The organism is Bacteroidota bacterium (assembly GCA_016715945.1).
Lineage (GTDB): Bacteria > Bacteroidota > Bacteroidia > Bacteroidales > F082 > JALNZU01.
This window is the reverse complement of sequence record JADJXJ010000001.1, coordinates 773,545-799,471: the sequence shown is the minus strand read 5'-3', so window position 1 is coordinate 799,471 and position 25,927 is coordinate 773,545. Positions and strand designations below refer to the sequence as shown.

The window sequence follows — 25,927 nt, the reverse complement described above, 5'->3', positions numbered from 1 at the left end:
TTAAATGGTTTTATTCATAAAAAGGCCGGCAAACTCAGCCAGGCTACTAACCCTGAAGTCAGGTGGCGGATTGCAGGCTTCATCGCCAACCATCACGGTGAGCATTCCGGCATTCCGGCCGAAAATGATGTCGCTTTCTGTATCACCTACCATGAACGACCGGCTGAAATCAATTTCTGGAAAATGAGATTTTGCCTGCATGGCCATGCTAAGCCCTGGTTTTCTGCAATTTTCGGGCTCATCTTTACGCATGGTGCAGCACAGCACCAAATCGATTTTTCCACCGTGAAGCGCTATCTGTTCCTGCATCCAGGCATGGATCTGATCGAGTTCGGTCTTGCTCATGAGGCCCAATCCGACACCTTGTTGATTGGTTACCACCACAATACGGCCAAAAATTCCTGAGAGGTTTGCAATGGCATCGAGGACCCCTGGCAGCCAGACAAATCCGGAAATGTTGCGCACATAGTCACCCGGTGGTCGTTGGTTGATCACTCCATCGCGGTCCAGAAAGAGCGACCAGTTGCAGCCAACGTCGGGTAGCTTGTTGTGTGGGCTCATTTTGGACCAAAGAGCTGATTTTCGATAAGTTCGCAGATGATGTGCCCGATCAGGATGTGGGCTTCCTGTATGCGGGCGGTAACATCCGAGGGCACGCAAATGAGCAAATCGCACCAGGGATTCATCTTTCCGCCTGTCGAGCCGGTAAGTCCAGCCACATGCATACCGCCTTCTTTTGCTGCTTTTACTGCTTGCACAATGTTGGGCGAGTTTCCGGAAGTGCTGAGTGCAATGAGCAAATCGCCCTGCCTGCCCATGGCTCGCACCAACCTGGCATAAGTCTGTTCGTAGCCGTAATCGTTGCTCACCGCCGTAAGGTAGGAAGTATTCACGTGCAGCGCCTCGGCAAACAAGGGTGCCCGGTCGAACTGAAATCGTCCGCTGAGTTCTGCTGCAAGATGCTGTGCATCAGAGGCACTGCCTCCATTGCCGCAGAAAAGCAGTTTTCCGCCACCCCGATATACTTCCACAGCCAGGCCGGCAAGGTCCTCAATGCGTTTCAGCAGTTCGGGATCGGATAACATTTTTTGCTTCACAGCCACCGAGGCTGCGATAATGTCTGGGATATCCATGCTGGAAAATTGATGCGCAAAAATAGGCTTTTTGTGCTTGACCGCCCGTCCGGTGGTGTCGGGCATCAAACGAAAAAAATAAGAATTTTGCAGCCAAAATTCGAAAAAGTGAAATCGGTAACTACCATCTTATTGCTCATTCTCTCGAACGCGTTTATGACCCTTGCCTGGTACGGACACCTGAAATTCAAGGACTTAAAGGGGTTTGATCAGTTAAATCTCACCTGGATTGTGCTGATCAGCTGGTCAATAGCCTTGTTTGAGTACATGTTCCAGGTGCCGGCCAACCGCATAGGTTACCAGGGCAACGGAGGCCCATTTAGCCTGGTGGAACTCAAAGTGCTTCAGGAAGTCATCACCCTGTCGGTGTTCATGATTTTCACCCTACTCGTTTTTCGCAACGAGACTTTCAGGCTGAATCACATCATCGGATTTGTGTTTCTGGTACTTGCCGTGTACTTCATATTTAAGAAGTAGCCTCTGCAAGTTTTTTTCCATGTTTTTGAAAATAAACTTGCAGTTTTCAAGTTTCTGGTGATAAATTTGGTTGATCAACAAAGCAAATCTAAATCATTCATTACCAATGAAATTCTATGATATCGACTCGGTTTTCACCTTTGGCAAATACGAAGGGAAAACGATCAAGGAAGTGTTTGAACGCGACCAGAAGTACATCGAATTCTGCTTCAACAACATAGATGAGTTCTATGTGTCGCCGGAGGTCATGCGCGAGCTCAAGGCCATGAATCCCACTGAGATTTCGGAACCCATGGCCCTTGAAAACTTCGACGATGATATGCTTGAAGCATACCTCGACGATGCATCCGAAGAGCTGGATGGTTTTGAAGATCCTTTGCTCGACGACGAGGATGAACCTGGCTGGGACGATGAAGACGACTTCGATCTGGGTTTCGACGATGATGAGTACGACGACTTCAACAGCTTCGACGACGAAGATGATTATTGAAAAAAGAATGGCCGCCCGCAGCGGCCGTTTTTATTTAAGGTAGGTAATGATTGCTCCGGCGTAGTTTGCCCAGCTCATGCCTTCGGCTGTTTTGGCTACATTTTCGCGTGGTATGGGCTGCGCTATCGCTTTTCGCATCACGTTGCACATGTCTTCAAGGTCGAGTGGTTTAGCCAAGTATCCGTTGTATCCGTCTTTGATGGTTTCCGGAAAATGGCCGACAGCCGTTGCCAGCATCGGTATCTGGAAGTTATAGCCAATCGATTCAACCCCTGAAGGTGTGGCAGTGAGGTAAAACAGCAACAGGTTGTCGCTCACCTGGAAGTACTTATGCACCTCTTCGTTGGGCACAAATTCATTGACCACATGTACGGCATCCCTTATGCCAAGCTGATCAATGAGTTCCAATGGTTTGTAGTCGCCCTCATCATCCTTGTTTTTCAGAAAAATCTTTCCGGCTGCTCCAAACAGTGCCTTTTTGAACCTGGTGGTCCACTTCGAATTGTCGAGCGTTTGCCAGAACGACTCTCCTACAATAAGCAGGCTGACGTCGTTTCGCTCGGTACGGAGCCTGGCAAAAGCCTCTATGGCCAGATGCAGGCCTTTGTATTTACGGATGAAACCGAAGAACAGAAACACGTGTTCGCGCAGGTTCATGGCAGCCTTGTGTGTCTGTTTGTCGAAGGCCGGATCGGGTGTAAACATGTCGTAAACAGGATGATACAACCTGACCACCCTACCCTCTCCTGCATTGGCTACTTCACCGTCGTTCAGGATGACAAAGCGGCGATTGGGGAATAACGACCTGAGTTCCTGCGCAGTCCTGAGGGCGTGTACCACAAAACGGTCAGCCTTGTTCAGGGCAAAACGGGTGAACAGCGCATCGATCCTGCTCCCTTCTTTCTGAAGCACAAAATGCAGGTCGAAAACGATGGCAGCTTTGGTAAGTTTTTTCAGTCGCGAGGCAATCACACCCATTGGAAGCCCCTGAATGGATATCGCCCATTGAAAGATAACCATATCCGGTTCGAGCCGGGCGATGGTTGCAGCGGTTTTGAGCCAGCTCAGGGGATTGTTGTAGTTGGTGAGGTAGCGCACCTTGATATTGGTACCCGCAAGTTGGTCCTGCCGGCTTTTGCGGTCGATAAAATCGCGCGGGATGATGGCAGGGTATTGATGGGTCCAGGAGACTATAAATACCTCGTTTCCAGGTATTTTATCAAGGGCACGGGCCAGAGAAGTGTTGTAGTTTGCAATGCCGCCTTTAAATTTCGGACCCGGTCCAAAACAGACTATTCGCATCGGGGATTTTTTTGCAAAGGTACGAATGCAGCTTGAAGGGAGGTTTTCGGGCAGATGCAAAAACGCCATTGCATTGTGGAGCAATGGCGCTTTTTTGAGAACGACCTTGCAGAGAATTTATCCCAGATAGCTTTTCAGTATCTTGCTGCGTGAGGTATGTTTGAGTCTTCTAATGGCTTTTTCCTTAATCTGGCGTACCCTTTCGCGGGTGAGGTCAAACTTTTCGCCGATTTCTTCCAGGGTCATCGGGTGGCTTCCATTGAGTCCGAAATAAAGCCGGATTACGTCGGCTTCACGTGGTGTGAGTGTGGAAATGGCGCGGTCGATTTCTTTGCGGAGCGACTCGTAGAGCAGTTCGGTTTCGGGAGTGATCGATTCCTCGCTGCGCAGCACATCGTACATGGTGTTGTCCTCATCCTGAACGAGCGGGGCATCCATGCTGATGTGTCTTCCTGCATTTTTGAGCGATTCTTTTACCTCGGTTTCCGTAATCTCGAGCAACTCGGCAATCTCTTCCGAATTGGGTTCGCGTTCGAACTCCTGCTCGAGCTTTGCATAAGCTTTGTTTATCTTATTGATCGAACCGATCTTGTTGAGCGGGAGGCGAACAATGCGTGACTGCTCGGCGAGTGCCTGAAGAATGGACTGACGGATCCACCAGACTGCGTATGAGATAAATTTGAAGCCACGTGTTTCGTCGAAGCGCTGTGCAGCTTTAATCAGGCCAAGGTTGCCTTCGTTGATGAGGTCGGGCAGACTAAGGCCCTGATTTTGATACTGCTTAGAAACTGATACCACAAAACGCAGATTGGCCTTGGTCAGTTTTTCCAGGGCTGCCCTGTCGCCTTGTTTTATTCGCCGTGCAAGCTCCACCTCTTCCTCTGCAGTGATGAGTTCGACCTTACCAATCTCCTGAAGGTACTTGTCGAGCGAGGCAGTTTCCCTGTTGGTAACTTGTTTGGTAATTTTTAGTTGTCTCATAGGTTATCCTGGTGAACATTTTGCCTGTTGTTTACGAAAATGTGCGGAAGGGGTTACATTTTCTTACCGCCTTCAGGTTTTGGAAGCAGCACTTTTCTGGAAAGTTTCATCTTGTTCGTCTTGGAGTCGATACCGATGAGTTTCACTTTCACCTTGTCGCCAACTTTCAGCACGCTTTCGACCGTATCGAGGCGGCGCCATTCAATTTCGGAAATGTGCAGCAGTCCGTCTTTTCCGGGCAGGATTTCGACGAATGCGCCGAAAGGCAGGATGCTTTTCACGGTGCCAAGGTATTCTTCGCCTACTTCGGGCACGGCTACAATGGCACGGATGCGGGCTTTGGCCAGTTCGATACTTTCCTTGTTGGGCGACACAATATCGATGACACCAAATTCACCTTTTTCTTCGATGACAATCGTAGTGTTGGTCTCACGCTGCATCTCCTGGATAATCTTTCCGCCGGGTCCAATAATGGCGCCAATGAATTCTTTATCCACAAACATTTTCTCGATACGAGGCACATGTTCTTTGTAATCAGGCCTGGGCTGGGTGATTACTTTTGCCATTTCATTGAGGATGTGCAGGCGGCCGAGTCGAGCCTGTTCGAGGGCTTTTTCAAGAATTTCGTAAGTGAGCCCGTCCACTTTGATATCCATCTGGCAAGCAGTTATTCCATCTTTGGTGCCGGTAACCTTGAAGTCCATGTCGCCGAGGTGGTCTTCGTCGCCGAGGATGTCGCTTAATACAGCATATTTGTCAGGCGAACCACTGGAAATCAGACCCATAGCAATACCTGCGACAGGTTTTTTCAATTTGACACCTGCGTCGAGCAGGGCCAGTGTACCGCCGCAGACTGATGCCATGGAGCTTGAGCCGTTCGACTCGAGGATATCGGATACGACGCGTATGGTGTATGGATTTTCGTCGCCGTTGGGGACCATGGGTTTGAGGGCGCGTTCAGCCAGGTTGCCATGGCCAATTTCGCGACGGCTTACACCCCGGCTGGGCTTTGCTTCGCCTGTGGAGAACGAGGGAAAATTGTAGTGCAGCATAAAGTTGCTTGTGCCCTCAAAGACAGCGCCATCAATGGTTTGCTCGTCCAATTTGGTGCCCAGGGTAACGGTGACCAGCGACTGGGTTTCTCCACGTGTGAAGATGGCTGATCCATGGGTAGATGGCAGATAATCGACCTCGCACCAGATGGGTCGGATTTCGTCGAGTTTGCGGCCATCGAGGCGCACGCGCTCATTGAGAATAGCATCGCGCACGGCTTTCTTTTCCACATCGTGGAAATAGCGTTTGACAAGACCGCTTTTTGCCTCCCGCTCTTCTTCGGGCAGGGTTTCGATGAAGGCATCCCTCACCGCTTCAAATGCTTCGGCACGGGCATGCTTGTCGGGGTTTCCTTTGAGCGCCAGTGCGTAGCACTTTTCATAACCAAAATCGTGCACCGCTTTGCGAAGCTCTTCGTCGTTCACTTCGTGGCAATATGTTCTTTTGGGTGAAGATTTTTCCACCTTCGAAGCGAGTTCCATCTGGGCTTGGCATTGTCCTTTGATGGTTTCGTGAGCCACTTTGAGCGCTTCGAGCATTACAGCCTCCGATACTTCCTTGCATTCGCCTTCTACCATAACGATATTGTCGAAAGTGGCGGCTACCATGAGATCGAGGTCAGCGTTTTCGAGTACACTGCTGTTGGGATTGATCACAAATTCGCCGTTAATGCGTGCTACCCTGACTTCCGAGATGGGGCCGTTGAAAGGGATATCGGAAACCATAAGTGCAGACGAAGCTGCCAATGCGGCAAACGCATCCGGCGGCACATCGTTTTCGCCCGAGATGAGGTTAATGACCACCTGGGTTTCGGCATGATAGTCGTCGGGGAAGAGCGGACGCAATGCCCTGTCCACCAGGCGTGCGATGAGCACTTCATAATCCGACGGCCGTCCTTCGCGTTTGAAAAAGCCACCGGGGAATTTGCCTGTTGCAGCAAATTTTTCCTTGTAATCGACGCTGAGTGGAAGAAAATCGACGTCTTCCTTGGCTTCTTTGGCTGAGACCACTGTGGCCAGCAGCATGGTTTTGCCCACCTTGAGCACTACGGCTCCGTCGGCTTGTTTGGCCAGGCGGCCGGTTTCGATGGTTACCAGCCGACCGTCGGGCAGGCTGATTTCCTGTGTGATTGCTTGAGGCATCATGTTGTTGTAATTTTTTACCGGTGTAGCAAATGCAAAAAAAGGCAATCAACAAATTGCCTTTTTTAGCGCATAACCATCGTATGGTTTATTTGCGGATACCGAGGTCTTTGATAATCTGGCGGTAGCGCTCAATGTCTCTTTCTTTCAGATAATCCAGCAGTTTCCTGCGTTTGCCTACAAGGTTGACCAGCGCGCGCATGGTGGCCATGTCCTTTTTGTTCTTCTTGAGATGCTCCGTCAGGTGCTTGATGCGAAAGGTAAACAATGCAATCTGCGATTCAGGTGCTCCGGTATTGGTGGCCGATCCACTGATCTCCTGAAAAATTTCAGCTTTTTTTTCCTTGGTCAGATACATAAGTACTATCTAAATTGAGGGTGCAAAAATAGTTTTTTTATCAATACGATTTGTAACTCAACGCATTTTTACGTTGAAGCAAGGAGCTCTGCCCTTTTATTTTCGTTTGAATAGCTTACCGATAGCTTTTCCAAAATCTTCGAGACGTTCGATATTGTCGCTAAGTGGTTCAAATACAGCGTCATCACTCATGCTGAGATTTTCCGTATTACCTGTTGATTGTGCCGGAAACAACAATATGTAGTTGTTGTCTCTGAAGTATTTATTCAGGTAGTGCGGAACTTTCGTCATGGCATCATTGTACGAAACATAGCCTTTGCGGCTCATTACCAGGATCATCGCGTCGTTTTCCTCTATTTCGCGGCTGATGATGAGCAGATCATCCCATTCTTCAAAAGGTTCGCAGTTAAGCTGGATGGGTTGATTTTTCTGAACCACCTCCAGCCACCTGATGGTTTGCTGTGTTGCGAAAATCTTGAGCTTTGCCCCTGTATTCCGACACAAATTCCAAAGTTTGACGATCCAGAGCGGAAAGCCTATTTCGCGTTCTGCTCTGTCGGGAATGATGACGACATAACGTTTTACCGTCTGAAATGGCTGGTAAGCTTTTGTAATCCAAACAGTGAGGTCAGTTTTACTGAGGATGCCTTCCGAAAGGTTGTGAATAAAGTTTTCGCTCAACCCTTTTTTCGGATCCACCCCGAGCAGCAGGTCGGTGCTTTTAAGCTCTTTTGCTACGCTGGTGATGCCATTGACGAGGTTGAGGTCGTATCGGAGGATTTTGCGCATCACCACATCGGAAGCGGCGGCAATCTCCGAAGCCCGGTCGAGCATCTTGTCGGCATTTTTCTCCGACATTTCCTTGTCTTTTTCATTATTAACTATGTGCAAGGCTACAATATCGTGCTTGTTGCTTTTCGATTTAAACAGTAGGCTCATGTTCACCAGCTCGCTCATTGTCCTTTCGTTCGACAATGCTACGAGAATATTTTCTGAATGAGCTTCTGTTTCAACTTCATCCCCCATCTCGAGCAAGGCCTGGTGCTGTGCGCCTCTTTGGGTTGCCAAGGAAGCCACTGTGCAAGTGATGAGAATCATTACGATTGTACCATTGAGCACGGCATCGTTTAGCAGTCGGATCGGTGCACCGGAGGCATCGTGGCCCAGAATGATATTGTAGCCCACTGTTACTGCAGCAAGGGTTGCTGCCGCCTGGGCATTACTCAGCCCAAAAATGATATTGCGCTCGTGCGAGGCCATTCCGAAAACTTTCTGGGTGATGAAAGCCGCTATATATTTTCCTGAGATGGCAACCACGGTCATCACTGCAGCAACGAGTATGGTTTCCGTATCACGAACAAAGGCCCTGTAGTCCACCAGCATACCTACACCGATCAGGAAAAGCGGAATAAACAAGGCATTTCCCACAAACTCGATGCGGTTCATGAGTGGTGAGGTGCGCGGGATAAGCCTGTTGAGCGCCAAACCGGCCAGAAATGCGCCAATGATGTGCTCAATGCCAGCAGCCTGGGCCAGTGCAGCTCCCAGAAAAACCATGGCCAGCGAGAAGATGTATTGCAGGATGCTGTCGTCGAATTTCTTAAAAAACCAACGTCCCAACAGAGGAAACAAAAACATTACCACAAGCGCAAATACGGTGATCGAGATGCCCAGACGCAACCAGAAATCCTGTCCGACTTCGCCCACAGCCAGGTTTGCAATCACTGCCAGCACAAGCAGCGCCATGGTATCGGTGATCAGGGTGCCACCAACCGTAATTACCACTGACCTGCTGTTTTGTATGCCGAGTTTGCTGACAATCGGGTACGACAAAAGCGTATGCGAAGCAAACATGCTGGCAAGTAAAATCGAACTCATGAGCGAAAAATTGAGCAAATGCAAGCCAGCAGCAATGCCTAACGCCATTGGAATCGTAAAGGTGAACAGCCCGAAGACTAAACTTTTGCCACTGTTTTTGCGAAAAGTACCCAGGTCGATCTCAAGCCCTGCGAGAAACATAATGTAAAGCAAACCCACCGTGCCGTATAACGTTATGCTGCTGTCGCGAAGCAATAGGTTCAGACCATTCGGACCAATCACTGCACCGGCAATGATCAGACCTATTAGGTATGGAATCTTAAGCTTGTTGAGAATAATTGGCGCAAAGAGGATGATAAATAGTATGATGGAAAATATGAGGACAGGGTCTCTCAGGGGCAAGGTGAAATCCTGAATTGCTAAAAGCATGAAAGGAAATTTATGTCTGTTTAAGTTTGCCAAAGTTACTAAAATAAAAAAAGTTGCAACTGCCAGGGCACGCTCATCAAAATAGTTGAACTTTGAACAATGCCTTTAATGTTTTGTTTACACACAAACTTTTATGATGGGTAAGAGGGTCATTGTAATCGGAGCCGGATTTTCCGGCCTTTCGGCAGCAGCAACGCTTGCCAGACATGGGTTTGAAGTGGAAGTGATTGAAAAGCACAACATGCCCGGTGGACGAGCGCGTCGCTTCAGCGAAAGTGGTTTTACTTTCGATATGGGGCCAAGCTGGTATTGGATGCCCGATGTTTTTGAACAGTATTTTGCCTACTTCGGAAAGAAAGTTTCCGATTATTACACCCTTGAGCGTCTCGATCCCTCTTACCGGATGTATTTCGACAATGACCAGATGATTGATCTACCTGCAGATCTGGATGCCATCAAAGCATTGTTCGAACAGATTGAACCGGGTAGCGCTGAAAAACTTCAGAAGTTTCTCGACGATGCCAGATTTAAATATGAAATAGGAATCAACCGCCTGGTGCACAAGCCGGCAAAAAGCCTGACCGAGTATCTGGAATGGGATATCATTAAAGGTGCACTCAAGCTCGACCTTTTCCAGTCGTTTGCCTCATTCATCCGGAAATACTTCAAAGACCCCCGTCTGCTCCGGGCACTTGAATTTCCCGTGATCTTTCTCGGAGCCACTGCCGATAAGATTCCTGCATTGTACAGCCTGATGAATTATGGTGATATTGTGCTGGGCACCTGGTATCCGAAAAACGGCATGTATAGTATTGTGCAGGGGTTCGAAAAACTGGCCGTCGAGCAAGGGGTAAAATTCAGCTACAACGAGGAAGTGCTGGAGCTACCGGTTCAAAATGGTACTATTAATCAGGTGATTACAAACAAAAGAAGCGTTCCGGCCGACTATGTCATCGCCAGTGCCGATTATCACCACGTGGAGCAGAAGCTGTTGCCCAAAGCCTACCGGCGATACGACGAAAGCTACTGGGACAGCCGGGTGATGTCGCCATCATCGCTCATTTATTACCTGGGTATCGGCAAGAAGCTCAACAATGTGTTGCACCACACCCTGATCTTCAATCCTGAATTTGACCAGCATGCCCGCGATATTTACGATACCCCACGCTGGCCTGAAAAGCCCGCCGTTTACCTGAGCTGTACCTCTGCTACCGATCCTACCGTAGCTCCCGAAGGAATGGAAAACCTTTTCATTCTGATTCCTGTGGCACCAGGCCTGAACGACACCGACGAAATCCGCCAGCATTATTTCGACCTGAGCATCAACAGGATAGAAGAAGTTACCGGGAATAGGTTCCGCAACGATATCGTTTACAAGCGTTTTTATTCGAACCGGGACTTTGCCAAGGACTATTACGCATACAAAGGAAATGCTTACGGACTGGCCAATACCCTGATGCAGACAGCCATCCTGAAGCCATCCATGTTTAGTAAAAAGGTGAAAAATCTCTTATATACCGGACAACTTACTACCCCCGGCCCCGGCGTGCCACCAACCATCATCTCGGGGCAGGTAGCTGCAAGAGAAATCATTAAAAAACAAAAAACAACCCTATGAAAGCGCTCTACGACAAAGTATCCTACGAAATCAGCAAACTGACCACACGGAGGTACACCACTTCGTTTTCGCTTGGCATTCGGCTTTTTGACAAAAAATACCATGCGCCCATTTATGCCATCTACGGCTTTGTGCGCCTGGCCGACGAAATCGTAGATTCTTTTCACGAGCATAACAAAGAATTGTTGATGCGCGAGTTCCGCCAGGCCACCGTGGACGCCATTGAACGGCGCATCAGCCTCAACCCGATTCTGCATAGCTTCCAGGATACAGTGCACAAATACAACATCCAATGGGAGCACATCGACAGGTTCCTGAAAAGCATGGAAATGGACCTGGACAAGATAGAATACAACCAGATGCTCTATGAGGATTACATCCTGGGTTCGGCAGAAGTTGTTGGTCTGATGTGCCTGCATGTGTTCACCGATGGCGATATGGAGAAATACAACGAACTCAAATATCCCGCCATGCGGCTGGGTTCAGCGTTTCAAAAAATTCAATTTTTTCCGCGATCTCCATAACGACCACCAACACCTTGGGCGCACTTACTTCCCCGGTCTCAACCTCAATAATTTCGACCGCCTCAAAAAAGAAGAAATCGAAGCCGACATCGAGAAAGACTTCAGGGATGGACTCAGCGGCATCAAAAAGCTCCCTCCCGGCGTGCGTTTTGGTGTGTATGTCGCTTATGTGTATTACTACAATCTCTTCAAGAAAATTAAAAGGCTCAATGCCAAGCGCTTGCTCGAAGACAAACGGATCCGGATACCCAATACGCGCAAGTATGCCCTCATGCTCACCTCCTACGTGAGGTATAAGATAAATATGTTTTGATGATATTGATTATCTGGCTGTTAGCGTTTTCTTACTCTGTTCAGTCTCAAGGTGCGACAGATGCAGATCTTGTCCGTGCTTTATTTTTCAGGCTCGACCAGGATGCTGCCGCGGCAAACCGTATCCTGCAAATCACCGGGAAGAGCATACATCAAAACGATCCCCTGATGATGGCCTATCACGGGGTAGCTACGGCAAACACAGCCCAGCAGGCCGTCTCGCCACTTACAAAATACAACCGGTTCCGGGAGGGGCGCCGCCTGGTTGAACAAGCTATCCAGCTCAGGCACGATTTACCTGAGCTGCGTTTTATCAGGCTGAGTATGCAGCACAAAACCCCTTCCTTTCTGAACTACAGTTCTGATATTGAGTCCGATACAAGGTTTATCCTGGATCATCTTGAAAAAAACCCCAATCAGCCCGGGATTAACAAAACATATTGGACGAATGTGCTGTTATATTTGCAGGGAATGTATTCCGGAGATCAGACCTATCTGGCAAGAATCACGGCACTTCAAAAAGTTATTGCTGACAAAAGATGACAACACAAGACGAATTTGTGGTATTGGTTGATGAGCAGGACCGACCATTGGGCTTGATGGAAAAAATGGAAGCTCACCGAAAAGCCTTGTTGCACAGGGCCTTCTCAATTTTCCTTTTTAACAATGATGGTCAGATGCTTCTCCAGCAGCGGGCCATGACCAAATACCATTCGCCAGGACTTTGGACCAATACCTGCTGCAGCCATCCTCGCCATGAGGAAACACTGGAGCAGGCCACATCGCGCCGCCTGAAAGAAGAAATGGGCATGAGTTGTGATATGCGCAAAGCTTTCGACTTCATTTACAAAGCCGACGTAGGTCAAGGTCTTACAGAGCACGAATTCGACCATGTTTTTATCGGCATCACCGACGATCAGCCTGAGATAAATACCGACGAGGTGGCTTCGTGGAAATATGTCGGTATGAAAGAGCTTTATAAGGATGTTGAACAGCATCCCGAAAAATACACCGTATGGTTCAAAATTGCCCTCAAACAACTTCAGGAATATTTAAAAACCAATAAAATAGCTTAGTTTATGGAATGGTATTTTGCAGTATTGCTTGTGTTGGGCGGATTCCTGTTTATGGAATTTGTGGCCTGGTTCTCGCACAAATACATCATGCACGGATTCTTGTGGGTGCTGCACAAAGATCACCACATCCGCGACGGGCGCAAATTTGAATGGAACGACGTTTTTGCACTCATTTTTGCTACGCCCAGCTTTCTTTTCATCTTCTACGGCATCAAGGATGCTTTCGACTGGAAATTCTACATCGGACTCGGAATTGCGCTCTATGGCCTGGCCTATTTCCTGTTTCACGATGTGCTTGTGCACCGCAGGCTTCACATGCTCGATAAACTGAGCAACCGTTACCTGAGGGCAACCATCACCGCACATCTTGACCATCACAAACCCAATGCCCATTACAATTACGGATTTTTGCTGGCCCCCTGGAAATATTACAAAGAAGAGTGGGCGCGCAACAAAACCTTGAAACAGTGAAAGTTTAACATCCGGGAAAAAAAATCAAACAGCCGCTTCCCCCCGGAGCGGCTGTTTGATTAATCATATCCAGCGAACCAAAATTCGCTTACAAAAAAACACCCGTTTTCCTGGTCAGCCAATACGGTAATTAACGTAGCCAACATCACTTAACCTTGTAAGAAACAGATTGTTTGCCAAAGAAAAGATCAATTCTGCTGAACCTGTTTGCTGCCAGCCACTCCCCTATTCCCGGCAGGAGGTGATGCATGTAGCCGAATGCCATATCATCGCAATCGACGAGAAGCCAGATTTCACTCGATCGGGTATTTGAAAGGTAAAGCGGTATAAGTTCATTTTTTGAGACAATCAGCTGATTCAATTTCTGGATCAGATGCCATCTTCCCTCTCTAATACCAAGGTCAATGTGAGCCGCAGAAAACGGAAACATCAGCTTTGTCAGCTCGATTCCGATAATCTTTCTGCGGGAGATATGCCACAGAAAATCAGGTGATTCACTGGAGACAATCCTACCCTTTGGCAAATCTGACCCAATTTGCAGCCAAGCCCTGAGTACCTCAGATTCCTCTTTTTTCTTGTCTGATTGTCGCGTTAGCATGAACTGTGTTAACCTTGAGGGTGCAATTTGATAGCAAAAATTTTACCCGGCCTTAAAACTGACTTCAGCCTTGAGGGCTTGATTTGTGCTATATTTTAAAACATGAATATGGCTACAAACCGCCGACGTCCGGAAATTGTTGTGATTTCTGATGTGCATCTGGGTACCAGGGGTTGCCGTGCAGCCGAACTTCATGCTTATCTAAAAAGCATCGATCCAAAAATACTCATTCTCAACGGAGATATCATCGACATCTGGCAATTCAGAAAAAACTACTGGCCTCCCCTGCACATGAAGATTGTGAAGCAAATCATTGCCATGGCAGCCCGCAAAACAAAAGTGTATTACATCACCGGAAACCACGATGAGATGTTGCGTCGCTTCAATGGCTTCACAATAGGCAACCTGCATATAGTCAATCAGTTAACCTTGGATCTTGATGGCGAAAGCACATGGTTTTTCCATGGCGACGTGTTTGATGTGGTGATGCAATATTCCAAATGGCTGGCCAAACTGGGGGCGATTGGTTATGATACCCTCATCTGGCTCAACACCAATGTCAACAGTGTGCGTTCTGGACTGAAGATGGAAAAGGTATCGTTTTCGAAAAAGGTGAAGGAAAACGTAAAATCGGCCGTAAAGTTTATCAACGATTTTGAGGCTACAGCTGCCGAACTTGCCGCGCGCAAAGGTTATGGCGCCATTGTTTGCGGGCATATTCATCACCCGGAAATCCGGAATATTTCTACCTCACATCACGAAGTAAAATACATGAATTCAGGCGATTGGATTGAGAACCTCACGGCATTGGAATATGAGCACGAAGTGGGCTGGAGCCTTTTCGATTTTCGTTTGAGTGGCCTGAATGTTTCATCACGTCCCGTTGCCGATGAGGCAATTTTCGCCATTGACGAGCTGAAGGCCAATGAGTTGTTTGCTTTGATGGTCAAAGAGTTCAACGGATGAGGATACTGTTTGCAGTTCAGGGCACCGGCAATGGACATCTGAGCCGGGCCTCACAGTTGTACCCTGTACTTTCGCGCTACGGCCGCGTGGATGTGCTTGTGAGCGGTAAATCGCATTCGCTGAAGCCATCATTTCCAGTGCGTTATCAATTCGACGGACTGGGTTTTGCATTTGGACGGAATGGCGGAATAGATTTTTACAAAACGTACAGTGATGCCAGGATCTGGAAATTTCTGAAATCCGTTGAAGAAGTTCCTGTCAGGAATTACGATCTGGTGATCAACGATTTTGAGCCGGTGACGGCCTGGGCCTGCAGGTTACGCGATGTGCCCGCCATTGCGCTGAGCCACCAGTCGGCTCTTCTCAAGCCCGGGGTGCCAAAACCTCAAACCTCAGACCTCGCCGGAGAGCTTGTACTTCGTCATTATGCACCTGCCAACGAAGCTGTCGGTTTTCATTTTGCGGCATACCACCCCGATATTTTCACTCCGGTTATCCGCAGCGAACTTTATTCCATAAAGCCCAGGCAAGGCAGGCACTACACAGTATATTTGCCAGCTTATTCGATAGAGAAGCTTATAGGCATACTTCCGGTGATTCGTGGAAGACACTGGCAGGTATTTGCCAGGGTGCAGGCCGCATTCCGGCCCAGACCCGATATGCTTGTGGTTCCGGTTGATGCCCAGGACTTTATGCAAAGTCTGGCATCTTCAGTCGGGGTGTTGTGCGGGGCTGGTTTCGAAACGCCTGCCGAAGCACTTCACTTGGGCATCCCGTTGATGGTTGTGCCCATGCGCGCCCAGTACGAACAAGCCTGCAACGCTGCCGCACTCGAACAGCTTGGTGTTAAGGTCATATGGAAACCAACGGGCTTAAACTCTTCAGCAATACTTGGTTGGATAGAAGAAAACCATTCCTTGAGCATGCACTATCCGGATGTTGCGGAAGCTTCCATCGAACGCGCACTTTGGCTGTTTCATCAAAAGCCGGAACAGCCTGCCACCTGGAGCTTGTCAGGTTTACGTTCTTTGCTGGCTGGTTAGAAGGTTTTTTTGAGGGTCATGAAACCCGGATAGGCTACCTGACGCAAGCCAACTTCAATATAAGGCTTTATTTTTACCTGAAGCTCAACAGGATGGGTACCCTGATTGCCAGTTAAACGGAAGGCAAGGTTGGCCAGGGCATCGGCCTGCTGCCCACTGAAGAGCTTGAGCAGATCGGCCTGAACAGTCACCGGAACCACTGTATTGCCTTTGGCCGGAATGCTAAATGAATCATCAAGCCTACCGCTTAACATTTCCCGACCGTCGAGTATCACGCTGTAGTCCATGCGCGACATCATCGCCTGCCGGTCGTTTGGGTTGTCAATGTTCAGCAACACATTGAAAGTCAGAGGGAGTTCGTTGTTGAAAAACGCTCCGGTTAGTTGTATTACCTGAGGTGCCGTCAGGTCGGAACGCTTCATGCCCTGACGGAGCTCAATACCGGCCAGGTTGATTTTGTCGAGGCCTTTGATGTCGAAGGTGCATTGCTTGAGTGCCTGGGTTTGCGCAATCTGGTCAATCACGCTGCAGGAATGGAACATTAATGCTGAGAACAGGAGAATTATTATCGCCTTCTTATTCATAACTTACAGATTTTGAATACCTTTTGCGCTCATTTTCGTCGAGTATGATCTTTCTCAAACGCAGGCTGCGAGGTGTCACTTCGAGGTATTCGTCCTCACGGATGTTTTCCATGTATTCCTCAAGCGAAAACCTGATCGCCGGGATGATGAGGATCTTTTCGTCGGAACCAGCTGCGCGCACATTGGTCAGCTTTTTGGTTTTGCACACATTAACCACCAGGTCGCCCTGACGGCTGTTTTCGCCGATCACCTGACCGGCATAGACTTCTTCGTTCGGATTGATGTAAAAACGCCCCCTGTCCTGAAGCTTCCAGATAGAATAAGGTATAGCTGTGCCTGTGTCGAGCGAAATGAGGGCGCCATTGGTGCGGTTTGGCAGTTCGCCTTTCCAGGGTTCAAAATCTTTAAAACGGTGGGCGATGATGGCTTCACCTTCTGTTGCTGTGAGGATATTGTTTCGCAGACCAATGATGCCACGGGCAGGAATGCTGAATTCCAGGTGCATGCGATCGCCTTTCGGATGCATCTCGAGCAATTCGCCCTTGCGCATGGTTACCTGCTCGATCACTCTTCCGGCAAAATCTTCCGGCACAAGCACAGTGAGGGTTTCAACAGGTTCGTGTTTTACGCCGTCAATCACTTTGATGATCACCTTGGGCTGACCCAGCTGAAACTCATACCCTTCACGACGCATCGTCTCGACCAGCACACTCAGGTGCAGAATACCCCTGCCATACACCAGGAGACTTTCCGGGGAGTCGGTTTCTTCGACCCTAAGTGCGAGGTTTTTCTCTGTTTCCCGGAAAAGCCTCTCCCTCAGATGCCTGGATGTGACAAACTTGCCCTCCTTGCCATAGAATGGCGAGTTGTTCACGGTGAACAGCATGCTCATCGTGGGCTCATCAATCTTGATGGGCGGCATGGCTTCCGGATTTTCGGCATCGGCCACGGTATCGCCAATTTCGAAATCGTCGATACCCAGCAATGCGACAATGTCGCCCGCATGCACTGGTGTCTTAATCCGCTCTTTGCCAAGGCCCTCGAAAACATACAGCTCCTTGATGGTGTGTTTTGTGATGCTGCCATCACGCTTCACCAGCGCAACAGGCATCCCTGCCTGAAGGGTGCCCCTGTGCAGGCGGCCCACAGCAATGCGGCCCACATATGAGCTATAGTCGAGCGAGGTGATCTGAAGCTGCGGAGTGCCTTCGATGAATTTTGCTGCAGGGATATCCCTGATGATCACATCGAGCAGATGTGAAATATCCTGTGCGGGTTTGTTGTAATGATCGGACATCCAGCCTTCTTTGGATGAGCCGTAAACCGTGGTAAAATTCAGCTGATCTTCGGTGGCTCCCAGGTTGAACATCAGTTCGAATACCGCTTCCTGCACTTCTTCCGGCCGGCAGTTGGGTTTGTCCACCTTATTAATTACTACAATCGGTTTCAGTCCCATTTCGATGGCTTTCTGAAGCACAAATCGGGTTTGAGGCATGGGACCTTCGAAAGCATCCACCAGCAGCAATACGCCATCGGCCATGTTAAGCACGCGCTCTACTTCGCCTCCGAAGTCGGCGTGACCGGGAGTGTCGATGATATTGATTTTAATGCCTTTATATCTTACCGAAACGTTTTTTGCCAGAATGGTGATTCCACGTTCGCGCTCAAGATCGTTGGAGTCGAGGATGAGTTCCTGCACTTCCTGATTGTCCCTGAACAATTTGACCTGATACAAGATTCTGTCAACCAGGGTAGTTTTGCCGTGGTCAACGTGGGCGATGATAGCTATGTTTCTGATTTCCTGCATGGTATTTTTGTGTATCGGGATAGCTCCCGGAGGCTGCAAAAGTAGTGCTTTTCGGCCTCTCATGAGTTAAATAGGCTAATTTTGAACCTCCTATTCCATTGCCTGCTCATGATTCTGTTGGAGAAACCGGGCCTTGACCCATGGTTTAACCTTGCTGCTGAGGAGTTTGCAGTTCGGCAGCTGACCGAAGAGGTATTAATGTTGTGGGAAAACGACTGGTGCGTGGTAACTGGCAAACATCAGCTTGCTTATGCCGAGATTCATCCGGCAGAAGTGTTCGGACGTGAGGTACCGGTTATCAGGCGCATATCCGGAGGTGGCACGGTGGTTCACGGTCCGGGTAATCTCAATTTTACCCTCATCACCGACAACAGCTCCAAAACCAACAAAATTGATTTTGCAGCTGCTACCCGACCAATCATCAACTTTCTGGCTGGCCTTGGATTAAAAGTTGAGTTGTCAATGATTAGCAATTTGTCAGTCAACAACTTAAAAATTTCTGGAAACGCAGCTCATGTGTTTAAAAACCGCAGCATGCATCACGGCACCCTGCTTTTCAATGCAGATCTTGATGCCATCCGCCGGCTGATCCGTCGCCCTGACCATCCTTACCAGTCAAAAGCAATAGCCTCCAATCCGGTGGAAGTGGCCAACATCAGCAGCCTGTCCAATACATCTGTCTCTTTCGGCAATTTTAATATCCTGCTTCAGGAATATTTGATTAAACATCTGACAATCAGCGAGATAAGAGGCTTTAGTCAGGATGAAATATCAGCCATTCAGAAACTTGTGTTGGAAAAGTATGCCACCGACCAATGGAACTTTGGCTACAGTCCGGATTACACCTTCGAAAAGCAGGTTGCGCTTGGCACGGTAAACTTTCGCATCTCGCTTGAGGTAAAACGGGGCATCATTACAGACGTTTTGGTAGATGGAAGCCGGGAATTTTCGCAACTGCCCGGCTTGATGCGCGGAAAAGCACACACTCCCGCTTGTTTGCGTGATATTATTTTATCATCCGGCATTTCTGAGCTAATTTCGGAGCCGAAAATCAACCATTTCCTTTGGCAATTGTTCTAAACAGAAAACAATTATGACAGCACAAGAAATTTTCGATCGTCTCTGGCAAAGCTACACAGCCCAGAATCCTTCTGTACAGAAAGTTTACGACCTCTTTGTCAACGAGGGCGAAACTGTGGTGAACGACCATATTGCATTCCGCACTTTCGACGATCCAAGGGTCAATATTGAGGTACTCTCAAAGCTCTTTATCAAAGCTGGGTACATCTATGCAGGAGAATACCATTTTGAAGATAAGCACCTGTATGCCAGACATTTCGAGATGGAAGGTGGCCCTAGGGTCTTTATCTCCGAACTGCTCGCACACAAGTTCAGCCCGTTTGTTCAACAAACCATCAAAGATGTTGTGGACAAAATTCCGGCGGAGCTGCTCACCTCCGATGAGCTGATTTTCAGTGGTTGTGTGTGGGCGCCTGTAAGCTTCGAGGTTTACGAAAAGCTCAGGGCCGAGTCGGAATATGCCGCCTGGCTCTATGTGCATGGTTTCAGGGCTAACCATTTCACGGTGAGTGTAAATCACCTGAAAAAATACACCAACCTGCAGATGGTCAACCAACTCCTGAAAGACAATGGATTTCGCATCAACGATTCGGGTGGAGAAATCAAGGGTACTCCCGCCGAACTTCTCGAGCAGTCGAGCATCCGCAGCGAAATGATTGAAGTAGCGTTTATTGAAGGTGTTCGTCAGATACCGGGATGTTATTATGAGTTTGCACTGCGTTATCCGGATGCAGATGGCAGGCTCTATTCGGGATTCATCGCCAAATCGGCCGACAAGATCTTCGAGAGCACCGATATGGTTAAGAAATAAGACCAATGTCAGCACAATCAGGGGTACGTAAGTCAAAGCCTTATCAGGCACTTGCGGAGCTCAGGGGGCAGTTTGATGGCGAGATCCTGTATGATGAGGCCGTTCGACTGATCTATGCCACAGATGCTTCGGTTTATCGCGAAAAACCTTTGGCCGTAGCCTATCCGCTTCATGCACAGGATATTGAGCGGCTGATTACGTTTGCCCGAACTCACAAGACCTCGCTCATACCACGTGCAGCGGGCACCTCGCTGGCGGGTCAGGTTGTTGGAAATGGCATTGTGGTAGATGTCAGCCGGCACATAAATGCCATTCTTGAGCTCAATGTAGCCGAAAAATGGGTGCGGGTTCAGCCAGGGGTTGTGCTCAACGAACTCAACAGATTTTTAGCGCCGCACGGACTTTTTTTTGGTCCGGAAACCTCCACCGCCGACTACTGCATGATTGGCGGCATGGTTGGCAACAATGCCTGCGGCGCACACTCGCTGGTGTATGGTTCAACACGCGATCATACCCTCGAAATCAAGGCTTTGCTCAGCGACAGCAGCCAGGTGCACTTTCACGCGCTCGACCCCGGGTCGTATGCACAAAAGCTGAAGCTCCCCTCACTTGAGGGAGAGATTTACCGCAAGCTGGACGAGATGCTGAGGGATGAAACGAACCGCAACGAAATCAAAGCTCAATACCCCGACACCAGATTACGAAGGCGCAACACAGGATATGCGCTTGATTTGCTGGCTGATACAATTCCATTCAGCGAAGGAGGCGAGCAGTTTAACCTGTGCAAACTGATTGCAGGTTCCGAAGGCACCCTGGCCTTTATCACCGAGATCAAACTCAACCTGGTGGAATTGCCACCACGACACAAAGCTCTGATCTGTGTGCATTGCCAAACCCTGCAGGATTCCCTGCAAGCCAACCTTATTGCACTGAGGTACAGTCCGGTAGCTATTGAGCTCATGGACAAGACCGTCATGGATCTGACCAAAGAAAACATTGAGCAACGTAAGAACCGTTTTTTCGTCGAGGGCGATCCTGCCGCCATTCTGATTGTGGAATTTGCCGAACATGATCCTTCGGAAATAGAACGCAAAGCAAGGCTCATGGAGCAGGAGATGCGGGAGGCAGGTCTGGGTTACTATTTTCCGATGGTTACCGGTCAGGACATGAAAAAGGTATGGGATCTTCGCAAGGCAGGCCTGGGTGTGCTAAACAACATGCCCGGCGATGCCAAGCCGGTGGCTGTGATAGAGGATGCCGCCGTGCATCCCGAATTTTTGCCGGATTATATTGCCGACATCGAAAAAATGCTGAAAGGCTACGGCAAAGCATGTGTTTACTATGCCCACATTGCCACAGGCGAATTGCATCTGCGACCCGTGCTCAATCTGAAAGACCCGGCCGACGTGGAGTTGTTCAAAAAAATAGCCGAAGACACTGCGAAGCTGGTCAAAAAATACAGAGGCTCATTGAGTGGTGAGCACGGCGATGGCAGGCTGCGCGGACAGTTTATTCCTTTCATGCTGGGTAAGCACAACTATGCCCTGCTCGAAGAAATTAAGTCCACCTTCGATCCCCATAACATTTTCAATCCCGGCAAGATTGTCCGTACGCCACCCATGCACACCTCGCTCCGCTATGAACCCGGACAATCCACCCGACAGTTCGACACCATATTCGATTTCAGCAAAGACCAGGGCATGTTGCGGGCTGCCGAGAAATGCAATGGCACCGCCCAATGCCGAAAATCTGAAGTCATCGGTGGCACCATGTGTCCTTCGTACATGGCCACACGCAACGAGCGCGACACAACCCGGGCACGCGCCAACCTGCTGCGCGAAATCCTATCCGATCCCAAACAGGCAAATCCTTTTGCAAGTAAAGAAATGTACGACATCCTCGACCTCTGCCTTTCGTGCAAGGCCTGCAAATCGGAGTGTCCGAGCAGTGTGGATATGGCCAAACTTAAAGCGGAGTTTCTGCAACATTACTACGATGCGCATGGATTGCCTTTCAGGTCGTGGCTGATAGCCCACTTTGCGACACTCAACAGGATCGGAGCACTTATGCCGGGTGTAACAAACGCATTCTTCAAACAAAAACATCTGGCAGGTCTTTTCAAAAAGATCACCGGTTTTGCGAAAGACCGGTCAATTCCTCTGCTTCAGAGTCAGACACTCAGCCAATGGAAAACCAGACATCGCCCCACGCACAATGGCAAAGGACGTGTTTACCTGTTCAATGATGAGTTTACGAATTACAATGACACTCACATCGGAATCAAGACCATACTTCTGCTCGAAAGGCTTGGTTTTGAGGTCATTATCCCGAAACATAGCGAAAGTGCACGAACCTATCTGAGCAAAGGCTTGCTGCGTAAGGCACGGCGGATTGCGCGACGGAACGTATTGCTGCTGGGGGATATTGTGACTAATCATGCGCCTTTGGTAGGCATCGAGCCATCAGCCATTCTGAGTTTCAGGGACGAATATCCGGAACTTGTTGGCGCTGATTTGAAAGCCAGGGCCGAAGAACTGGCCGGCAACAGCTTCACCATTGAAGAATTCCTGGCCAGGATGCTTGACGAAGGACGCATTAATCCGGAGCAATTCGATCCCGCACCCCGGACAATCTATTATCACGGGCATTGCCAGCAGAAAGCCATTGCCTCCACCCAGGCTGCACGCAGAATTTTGAGCATACATCCCACCTGGAAGGTTAAAGAAATACCCTCAGGCTGTTGTGGCATGGCCGGATCGTTTGGCTATGAGGCTGAGCACTACGATATTTCAATGAAGATCGGCGAACTCGTCCTTTTCCCCACAGTTCGTGCCATGCCGGCTGATGCCGTGCTCACCGCCTCTGGCACATCATGCCGGCACCAGATTGCCGACGGCACCGGCAATGTTGCAAAACATCCGGTGGAAGTGCTTTTTGAGATGCTTACAATTTGAAAGTATTTTGCAATATATTGTTAAAAATAGTTGCAAAACTTGTAATATCAGCCGGATATATCTGAAGTAAGTTAATATTTTGTTAAATATTTGCCTCCATACAACCAAATTATGGTTTGCATGCATCATTGCGTTTAACTTTACAGAAGTTCAACCAATTGTAGTTTTAATTTTAAAAATGCAACCATTATGGAGGTAATTTACAATTTTCGTTACTCGCTCACAAGAAAGACAGTGTATCTGTTACTGATGTTCTTTCTTCTTTTTGGTTTCACAGGCATGCAGGCCCAGGTGATACGCTATGTGAAACCCGGAGGGTTGATGGGATTCAATTATCAGGGACCGCATTCCTGGCAAAACAATCAATCTTACAGAGGACTGCAGGAAGCCATCATGGCCTCAAGTCCTGGAGATCAGATCTGGGTTGCGGCAGGGGTGTACAAATCACAGACGGATTCCAATCAACAGTATGGAAATCCGGATCCCCGCTTAAATGTGTTTGTCCTTAAAGAAGGCGTCAAGATTTATGGTGGTTTCCCAGGACAACCCGGTCAGGAAGGCGACTTCAGTGTTCGCAATCCACAAGTTCTTCAAACTATTCTCACTGGCGACGTAAGTGGTGACGATGGCGCCGGATGGCCAGGTTATCCGAATTACCAGGTACATCAGCCACCACTGAACAACAATGCGTACGCGATATTCATCAATCAGGGAATGCTTACTGATGCTACTGTACTCGATGGTTTCTTTTTTCAGGGTGCAAATAGCTGGAATGCTCCTGCTGGTGTTCGCGCTGGTGCCATCAGCTTAAAAAGTTTTGCGAACCCCAGAATTGAAAACTGTGTATTCCGCCAGAACTACAACCTCTATTTTGGCGGCGCCATAACCCTATTTGCAAGCTCTCCCAAAATCAAGGATTGTTATTTTGCATTGAATGTTGGGACAGGAGCTGCAATCTCTGCTACTGCCAACAGCCTGATAAACGTGGAGGGCATCATTGCGCACGATAACTTCGGTGGGGATGCCGGTGGCGCTATCGGTTTATTTCAGGGAGCCAAAATGGACATGTTCAACTCAGTATTCTATCACAACCATGCTTCGATTGGTAACAGGTTATTTGTCAGCGGGTCACACATCACTCAACTGACTGCACAAAATGTGATCTGGTGGAACAACGGATTCTTCGACTACAATACCAACACAATCAACTACAGCCAGGCGCCGGGAAGGTTGTTTTATATCACTGGCTCTAATCCAGGATCGGGAATAGTAAAAGTGGCCAATTCAACCCTTTACAGCAATGGCCCTTCTTATTCAGGGCCTACACCCAATAACACAACAAACGGTAATTTCAATGTAGACCCAGGACAGATTCTGGAAATCAGCTACAGTGTTGTCGAGTTTGGCTGGCCAAGGGGTGGAACGGGTATCATCACGGCTGACCCCTTGTTTATCAACCCCCCTACCACATTTGATGTAGGCCCGGGTAGTCCGCTGGTCAATCCAAATTTCCCTCAGGTCTTCTTCCCTGTACCATACGATATTAATGGCAATCCGCGCGACAATAATCCTGACCTGGGCGCCTACGAATATGATCCCAGTTTGGTTGGTTTGCAGGCATTCAAGGCAGATGCTGCGGTTTTATATCCCAATCCTGCCAGCAATATGCTTTATGTGCAATCGAAACGCAATTACCAGACTTATGAAATTATCGACATGATGGGGCGCTCTTTGGTGAAGGCAAGCTTCCCGATTCACGGCATCAACCTGCCAAATCTCAGCAACGGCACCTACATGCTCAGGCTTTTCGAAAGTGAATTTTCGCAACCAGAGACTTACAAATTCCAGGTATTCTGACAGACTGACAACCACCAACAGCCCTTTTCTCATACAACCCTGTGCAACAACCGCCAATTTGGCGGTTGTTTTTTATTCTATGGCTATGGTCAGACCGTCCATGGCTGCAACTGCGGGTGAAAAAATTTCTTCTGTTTCGTGCACCAATTGATCAGCATCCTTGTATCTGGATGAGAAGTGACCGATAATCAGTTTTTTAGCTTCAGCCAGTTTTGCAATTCTGGCTGCGTCGTGGGTGGTACTGTGCCAGGTGGCATTGGCTTCGGCCTGCATGTTTTCCGAAAAAGTAGCTTCGTGGTAAAGCACATCCACACCCTGGATGTTTGGTACCATTTCAGGAAAATAGGCCGTATCGGTGCAGAAAGCATAGCTTCTTGGTTTGCGGGGCGGAGCCAGCAAGGTTTCTGCCGGCAGCATGCTGCCATCAGGAAGCACAAGATCTGCACCCTCTTTGACCGCTCTGATCTGTTCAAAAGTCAGGTTAAATTCCTCAATGGCTTCCTGACGGATATTGCGTTGTGAGTTTACCTCATCGAAGCGGAAGCCCCATGCGGGTATGCGGTGTTTGACCGGAAATGCCTTGCAACTCAGCTGTTCGTCGGCAAAAAGAAGCTGAGTTTCATGAGCGGTAAACGGATGAAAATGAAGTGGAAACCTTAAAGAGGTGTCGGCTGCGGCAAGCTGCAAGCTGATGATGTTGTACAATTCAGCGGGGCCGTAGATGAAAAGCGGGGCTGTGCGACCGATCAGATGCATGGTATTGATCAGGCCAATCAGCCCGAAGTAATGGTCGCCATGGAGGTGGCTGATCAGTATTTTCTGGAGTCTGACCGGGCTGATGTGCATGCGTTGCATGATAAGTTGTGTACCTTCCGCACAGTCGATCAGTATGGTAGTGTTGTCGTAACGGAGCAGCTGGCTGGTGGCTGCCCGATGCAGGCTGGGTACGGCCGAACCTGAACCAAGTATGGTGATGTGAAAGGGAATCATAGGACCAAATTTACAATAAGCCAACAAATGCAGCCGGCATGAATAAAAAAAGC

23 protein-coding genes and 1 pseudogene are annotated in these 25,927 nt (G+C 48.7%); 13 read left to right on the top strand and 11 right to left on the bottom strand.

From position 1 onward, the window contains the following. Both IPM52_02945 and IPM52_02940 read right to left on the bottom strand, forming a co-directional pair. A complete protein-coding gene (locus IPM52_02945; protein ID MBK9290577.1) occupies positions 1-561 on the bottom strand; it encodes an HAD-IIIA family hydrolase in 561 nt (186 codons plus the stop codon). Then, positions 558-1,133: a D-sedoheptulose 7-phosphate isomerase gene (locus IPM52_02940; protein ID MBK9290576.1), complete on the bottom strand. Its 576-nt coding sequence runs from the start codon at positions 1,131-1,133 to the stop codon at positions 558-560. The genes IPM52_02945 and IPM52_02940 overlap by 4 nt, the downstream gene beginning before the upstream one ends. A gap of 108 nt (positions 1,134-1,241) precedes the next feature. On the opposite strand from IPM52_02940, the gene IPM52_02935 reads away from it, so the two are divergent. After that, positions 1,242-1,610, top strand: a complete 369-nt coding sequence (locus IPM52_02935) for a DMT family protein (protein MBK9290575.1) — start codon at positions 1,242-1,244, stop codon at positions 1,608-1,610. Between the two features lie 265 nt (positions 1,611-1,875). Continuing rightward, complete coding sequence (locus tag IPM52_02930) at positions 1,876-2,100, top strand: hypothetical protein (GenBank protein MBK9290574.1); 225 nt, start codon at positions 1,876-1,878, stop codon at positions 2,098-2,100. A 30-nt stretch (positions 2,101-2,130) separates the two neighbouring features. Here the strand turns inward: IPM52_02930 and IPM52_02925 are convergent, their stop codons facing one another. From IPM52_02925 to IPM52_02905, 5 genes are all read right to left on the bottom strand, one after another. Then, entirely contained in the window at positions 2,131-3,402 is a 1,272-nt protein-coding gene (locus IPM52_02925; protein MBK9290573.1) for a glycosyltransferase, read from the bottom strand. A gap of 117 nt (positions 3,403-3,519) precedes the next feature. Beyond that, positions 3,520-4,383, bottom strand: coding sequence for a sigma-70 family RNA polymerase sigma factor (locus tag IPM52_02920; GenBank protein MBK9290572.1), 864 nt, complete (start codon positions 4,381-4,383; stop codon positions 3,520-3,522). A 53-nt stretch (positions 4,384-4,436) separates the two neighbouring features. After that, a complete protein-coding gene (gene pnp, locus IPM52_02915) occupies positions 4,437-6,578 on the bottom strand; it encodes a polyribonucleotide nucleotidyltransferase (protein MBK9290571.1) in 2,142 nt (713 codons plus the stop codon). An 88-nt stretch (positions 6,579-6,666) separates the two neighbouring features. Beyond that, positions 6,667-6,936, bottom strand: a complete 270-nt coding sequence (gene rpsO, locus IPM52_02910) for a 30S ribosomal protein S15 (protein ID MBK9290570.1) — start codon at positions 6,934-6,936, stop codon at positions 6,667-6,669. 96 nt (positions 6,937-7,032) lie between these two features. Then, on the bottom strand, positions 7,033-9,183 hold the full coding sequence (locus IPM52_02905) for a cation:proton antiporter (protein MBK9290569.1): 2,151 nt from the start codon (positions 9,181-9,183) through the stop codon (positions 7,033-7,035). 133 nt (positions 9,184-9,316) lie between these two features. On the opposite strand from IPM52_02905, the gene crtI reads away from it, so the two are divergent. From crtI to IPM52_02880, 5 genes and pseudogenes are all read left to right on the top strand, one after another. Continuing rightward, positions 9,317-10,801 carry a phytoene desaturase gene (gene crtI, locus IPM52_02900; GenBank protein ID MBK9290568.1) on the top strand — a complete coding sequence of 495 codons (1,485 nt, stop codon included), beginning with the start codon at positions 9,317-9,319 and terminating at the stop codon, positions 10,799-10,801. Next, a pseudogene (locus tag IPM52_02895) lies at positions 10,798-11,638 on the top strand (squalene/phytoene synthase family protein). The gene crtI and the pseudogene IPM52_02895 overlap by 4 nt, the downstream one beginning before the upstream one ends. Then, the gene (locus IPM52_02890) at positions 11,638-12,180 is read left to right on the top strand and encodes a hypothetical protein (GenBank protein ID MBK9290567.1); all 543 of its coding nucleotides are present in this window, start codon (positions 11,638-11,640) and stop codon (positions 12,178-12,180) included. Before IPM52_02895 ends, IPM52_02890 begins: the two are co-directional and overlap by 1 nt. Further along, positions 12,177-12,713, top strand: a complete 537-nt coding sequence (gene idi, locus IPM52_02885) for an isopentenyl-diphosphate Delta-isomerase (GenBank protein MBK9290566.1) — start codon at positions 12,177-12,179, stop codon at positions 12,711-12,713. Before IPM52_02890 ends, idi begins: the two co-directional genes overlap by 4 nt. A gap of 3 nt (positions 12,714-12,716) precedes the next feature. Then, entirely contained in the window at positions 12,717-13,184 is a 468-nt protein-coding gene (locus IPM52_02880; protein ID MBK9290565.1) for a sterol desaturase family protein, read from the top strand. Between the two features lie 145 nt (positions 13,185-13,329). On the opposite strand, the gene IPM52_02875 is transcribed toward IPM52_02880, so the two are convergent. Beyond that, positions 13,330-13,782, bottom strand: coding sequence for a hypothetical protein (locus IPM52_02875; GenBank protein MBK9290564.1), 453 nt, complete (start codon positions 13,780-13,782; stop codon positions 13,330-13,332). A 108-nt stretch (positions 13,783-13,890) separates the two neighbouring features. On the opposite strand from IPM52_02875, the gene IPM52_02870 reads away from it, so the two are divergent. Beyond that, positions 13,891-14,748: a UDP-2,3-diacylglucosamine diphosphatase gene (locus tag IPM52_02870; GenBank protein ID MBK9290563.1), complete on the top strand. Its 858-nt coding sequence runs from the start codon at positions 13,891-13,893 to the stop codon at positions 14,746-14,748. Continuing rightward, positions 14,745-15,791 (top strand): glycosyl transferase, encoded by a 1,047-nt coding sequence (locus IPM52_02865; GenBank protein ID MBK9290562.1) that lies wholly within the window; start codon positions 14,745-14,747, stop codon positions 15,789-15,791. Before IPM52_02870 ends, IPM52_02865 begins: the two co-directional genes overlap by 4 nt. On the opposite strand, the gene IPM52_02860 is transcribed toward IPM52_02865, so the two are convergent. Then, entirely contained in the window at positions 15,788-16,375 is a 588-nt protein-coding gene (locus IPM52_02860) for an LEA type 2 family protein (GenBank protein ID MBK9290561.1), read from the bottom strand. The two genes, IPM52_02865 and IPM52_02860, sit on opposite strands and share 4 nt — an antisense overlap. Continuing rightward, complete coding sequence (gene typA, locus IPM52_02855) at positions 16,368-18,182, bottom strand: translational GTPase TypA (protein ID MBK9290560.1); 1,815 nt, start codon at positions 18,180-18,182, stop codon at positions 16,368-16,370. Before typA ends, IPM52_02860 begins: the two co-directional genes overlap by 8 nt. 81 nt (positions 18,183-18,263) lie before the next feature. Here typA and IPM52_02850 point away from each other — a divergent pair, with 81 nt between their 5' ends. The 4 genes from IPM52_02850 (at position 18,264) to IPM52_02835 (ending at position 24,884) form a co-directional block, all read left to right on the top strand. Beyond that, positions 18,264-19,262, top strand: a complete 999-nt coding sequence (locus IPM52_02850) for a lipoate--protein ligase family protein (GenBank protein MBK9290559.1) — start codon at positions 18,264-18,266, stop codon at positions 19,260-19,262. A gap of 13 nt (positions 19,263-19,275) precedes the next feature. After that, positions 19,276-20,073, top strand: a complete 798-nt coding sequence (locus IPM52_02845; protein MBK9290558.1) for a DUF1338 domain-containing protein — start codon at positions 19,276-19,278, stop codon at positions 20,071-20,073. A 5-nt stretch (positions 20,074-20,078) separates the two neighbouring features. Then, positions 20,079-23,027: an FAD-binding protein gene (locus IPM52_02840; protein ID MBK9290557.1), complete on the top strand. Its 2,949-nt coding sequence runs from the start codon at positions 20,079-20,081 to the stop codon at positions 23,025-23,027. Positions 23,028-23,216: 189 nt separating this feature from the next. Next, the gene (locus tag IPM52_02835) at positions 23,217-24,884 is read left to right on the top strand and encodes a T9SS type A sorting domain-containing protein (protein ID MBK9290556.1); all 1,668 of its coding nucleotides are present in this window, start codon (positions 23,217-23,219) and stop codon (positions 24,882-24,884) included. Positions 24,885-24,956: 72 nt separating this feature from the next. Here the strand turns inward: IPM52_02835 and IPM52_02830 are convergent, their stop codons facing one another. After that, complete coding sequence (locus IPM52_02830; protein ID MBK9290555.1) at positions 24,957-25,874, bottom strand: ribonuclease Z; 918 nt, start codon at positions 25,872-25,874, stop codon at positions 24,957-24,959. Between the last annotated feature and the right edge of the window lie 53 nt (positions 25,875-25,927).

Excerpts from the sequence above, each read along its gene's own strand:
- IPM52_02880 (MBK9290565.1), top strand. The coding sequence starts at position 12,717 with ATGGAATGGTATTTTGCAGTATTGCTTGTGTTGGGCGGATTCCTGTTT.
- IPM52_02870 (MBK9290563.1), top strand. The coding sequence starts at position 13,891 with ATGGCTACAAACCGCCGACGTCCGGAAATTGTTGTGATTTCTGATGTG.
- IPM52_02830 (MBK9290555.1), bottom strand. The coding sequence starts at position 25,874 with ATGATTCCCTTTCACATCACCATACTTGGTTCAGGTTCGGCCGTACCC.
- typA (MBK9290560.1), bottom strand. The coding sequence starts at position 18,182 with ATGCAGGAAATCAGAAACATAGCTATCATCGCCCACGTTGACCACGGC.
- IPM52_02875 (MBK9290564.1), bottom strand. The coding sequence starts at position 13,782 with ATGCTAACGCGACAATCAGACAAGAAAAAAGAGGAATCTGAGGTACTC.
- IPM52_02905 (MBK9290569.1), bottom strand. The coding sequence starts at position 9,183 with ATGCTTTTAGCAATTCAGGATTTCACCTTGCCCCTGAGAGACCCTGTC.
- IPM52_02860 (MBK9290561.1), bottom strand. The coding sequence starts at position 16,375 with ATGAATAAGAAGGCGATAATAATTCTCCTGTTCTCAGCATTAATGTTC.
- crtI (MBK9290568.1), top strand. The coding sequence starts at position 9,317 with ATGATGGGTAAGAGGGTCATTGTAATCGGAGCCGGATTTTCCGGCCTT.
- pnp (MBK9290571.1), bottom strand. The coding sequence starts at position 6,578 with ATGCCTCAAGCAATCACACAGGAAATCAGCCTGCCCGACGGTCGGCTG.
- idi (MBK9290566.1), top strand. The coding sequence starts at position 12,177 with ATGACAACACAAGACGAATTTGTGGTATTGGTTGATGAGCAGGACCGA.
- IPM52_02945 (MBK9290577.1), bottom strand. The coding sequence starts at position 561 with ATGAGCCCACACAACAAGCTACCCGACGTTGGCTGCAACTGGTCGCTC.
- IPM52_02890 (MBK9290567.1), top strand. The coding sequence starts at position 11,638 with ATGATATTGATTATCTGGCTGTTAGCGTTTTCTTACTCTGTTCAGTCT.
- IPM52_02925 (MBK9290573.1), bottom strand. The coding sequence starts at position 3,402 with ATGCGAATAGTCTGTTTTGGACCGGGTCCGAAATTTAAAGGCGGCATT.
- IPM52_02835 (MBK9290556.1), top strand. The coding sequence starts at position 23,217 with ATGGAGGTAATTTACAATTTTCGTTACTCGCTCACAAGAAAGACAGTG.
- IPM52_02940 (MBK9290576.1), bottom strand. The coding sequence starts at position 1,133 with ATGGATATCCCAGACATTATCGCAGCCTCGGTGGCTGTGAAGCAAAAA.
- rpsO (MBK9290570.1), bottom strand. The coding sequence starts at position 6,936 with ATGTATCTGACCAAGGAAAAAAAAGCTGAAATTTTTCAGGAGATCAGT.
- IPM52_02845 (MBK9290558.1), top strand. The coding sequence starts at position 19,276 with ATGACAGCACAAGAAATTTTCGATCGTCTCTGGCAAAGCTACACAGCC.
- IPM52_02840 (MBK9290557.1), top strand. The coding sequence starts at position 20,079 with ATGTCAGCACAATCAGGGGTACGTAAGTCAAAGCCTTATCAGGCACTT.
- IPM52_02920 (MBK9290572.1), bottom strand. The coding sequence starts at position 4,383 with ATGAGACAACTAAAAATTACCAAACAAGTTACCAACAGGGAAACTGCC.
- IPM52_02930 (MBK9290574.1), top strand. The coding sequence starts at position 1,876 with ATGAATCCCACTGAGATTTCGGAACCCATGGCCCTTGAAAACTTCGAC.
- IPM52_02865 (MBK9290562.1), top strand. The coding sequence starts at position 14,745 with ATGAGGATACTGTTTGCAGTTCAGGGCACCGGCAATGGACATCTGAGC.